The 1,583-nt window shown below is 64.4% G+C and carries 2 protein-coding genes and 1 pseudogene; all 3 read right to left on the bottom strand.

Going from position 1 to position 1,583, the window contains the following annotated elements; translation table 11 throughout:
• A partial coding sequence (locus EN879_RS35220; protein ID WP_348631524.1) for an MBL fold metallo-hydrolase occupies nt 1-406 on the bottom strand: 406 nt, incomplete at its 3' end.
• Between the two features lie 20 nt (nt 407-426).
• Complete coding sequence (locus tag EN879_RS35215) at nt 427-1,491, bottom strand: ABC transporter ATP-binding protein (protein ID WP_063168084.1); 1,065 nt, start codon at nt 1,489-1,491, stop codon at nt 427-429.
• Nucleotides 1,488-1,583, bottom strand: a pseudogene (locus tag EN879_RS40370) (ABC transporter permease); the annotation flags it as partial. The pseudogene EN879_RS40370 and the gene EN879_RS35215, both read right to left, overlap by 4 nt.

Here is a 1,583-nt window from a genome sequence, read left to right as displayed (position 1 = left end):
GAATACGGTAGCGCGCCGTGTTCCAGCCTTGCGGCTGGCAATCGAACATTTCGTCGGTCGCATAGGTGTCGGCTGCCGTCCACTCGTTACGCGGATCGGCGAGGATCCCGGCCTCGGCGGCGTGCACGCACCGTTCGGGAAATTCGTGGTGGCAGCCTATATGATCGAAATGCGTGTGGCTGGCGACGCAAATCAGCTTGCGCTCGCTGACCAACGGCACGTGACGCCTGAGGCTGAAATGGCCAAGCCCGGTGTCGAACAGAAGGTCACGATCGCGGCCGCGCACATGCCACATGTTGCAGCGGAAGAACGGTTTTATCCAAGGCTCGTGGATCAAGGTCACGCCATCGCTCATGCGGATGGTCTCGTACCAGTCTGGTGCCTCGATGACCGCAAGCGTTGCCATGTTTCAATCCGTCAGAAAGTTCAGTCCGTCAGCAGGATGATCTGGTCGGTATCGCAGGAAATCGCGACCCTGTCGCCCGGCTGGACGGTCGCCGTCGCGGGCAATTTGGCGATGAAGTGGAGCGAAGGGTCCTCGACGGAAACGGCGAGCACGCGCTTGAAGCTGCCCTGGAAAACCACGTCGCTCACCTCGGCTGTGCCAAGCCTGACACCGCCGCGCGCCTCGCCGAGGACAAGATGCTCCGGCCGTATGGCCAGCGCAACGGTAGAGCCGACCGGCAAGGCGCCGGGCAGCGAGACCGGCCCGACCGGCGTCGCGACGGTGCTTGTCCTATCCTTCGCCTCCGTGACCGTGCCGGCGAGGATCGTGCTTTCGCCCATGAAGGTCGCCGAAAAACGCGTCGCCGGCCGTGCGTAGACGCGCTCTGGCGGACCTTCGTCCTCGATGCGCCCGTCATTCATCACCACGCAATGGTCGGCCAGCGCCATCGCCTCTTCCTGGTCGTGCGTGACATGGATAAAGGCGGTGCCGACGCGCTTCTGGATCGCCTTCAATTCATCCTGCATCTGCCGGCGAAGTTTGAGGTCGAGGGCGCCGAGCGGCTCGTCGAGCAACAGCACCGCCGGCTCGATCACCAGCGCCCGCGCCAGCGCCACGCGCTGCCGTTGGCCGCCGGAGAGCTGATGCGGCTTCTTGTCGAAGGCAGAGGCGAGACCGACCAGCGCCAGCGCCTCGCGCGCCTTTGCGGCGCGTGTCGCGCCGTCGACGCCCTGCATGCGCAGGCCGAAGCCGACATTGCTGCCGACGCTCATATGCGGAAACAGCGCATAGTCCTGGAACACCGTCGTCGTCGGGCGCTTGGCCGGCGGCACCGACGTGCAATCCTCGCCACGGATGAACACCTTGCCTTCGCTGGGGGTGACGAAGCCGCCCAGAATGGACAAGAGCGTCGTCTTGCCGGAGCCGGACGGCCCGAGCAGGATCGTGTAGCTGCCGGGCTCGATCTGCAGCGAGACATCCTTCAGCACGGTGTGCTGGCCGAAGCGATGCGAGACACTGCTGATGTCGACGAGGGGCGCGCTCATGCCGGCTTTCTCCGAAGCAATGTCAGTTCAAAAAACACCACCAGCACGATGGAGACGGCGAAGACCAGCGAGCCGACGGCATTGGTCTTGGG

This window comes from Mesorhizobium sp. M7A.F.Ca.AU.002.02.1.1 (genome assembly GCF_003998535.1).
Classification (GTDB): Bacteria; Pseudomonadota; Alphaproteobacteria; order Rhizobiales; family Rhizobiaceae; genus Mesorhizobium; species Mesorhizobium ciceri.
Note: the sequence above shows the minus strand (reverse complement) of the source record. Positions and strands in the feature narration are given on the sequence as shown.

Bases quoted from the DNA above. Each gene is read 5' to 3' on its own strand.
- EN879_RS35215 (WP_063168084.1), bottom strand. From the start codon at position 1,491: ATGAGCGCGCCCCTCGTCGACATCAGCAGTGTCTCGCATCGCTTCGGC.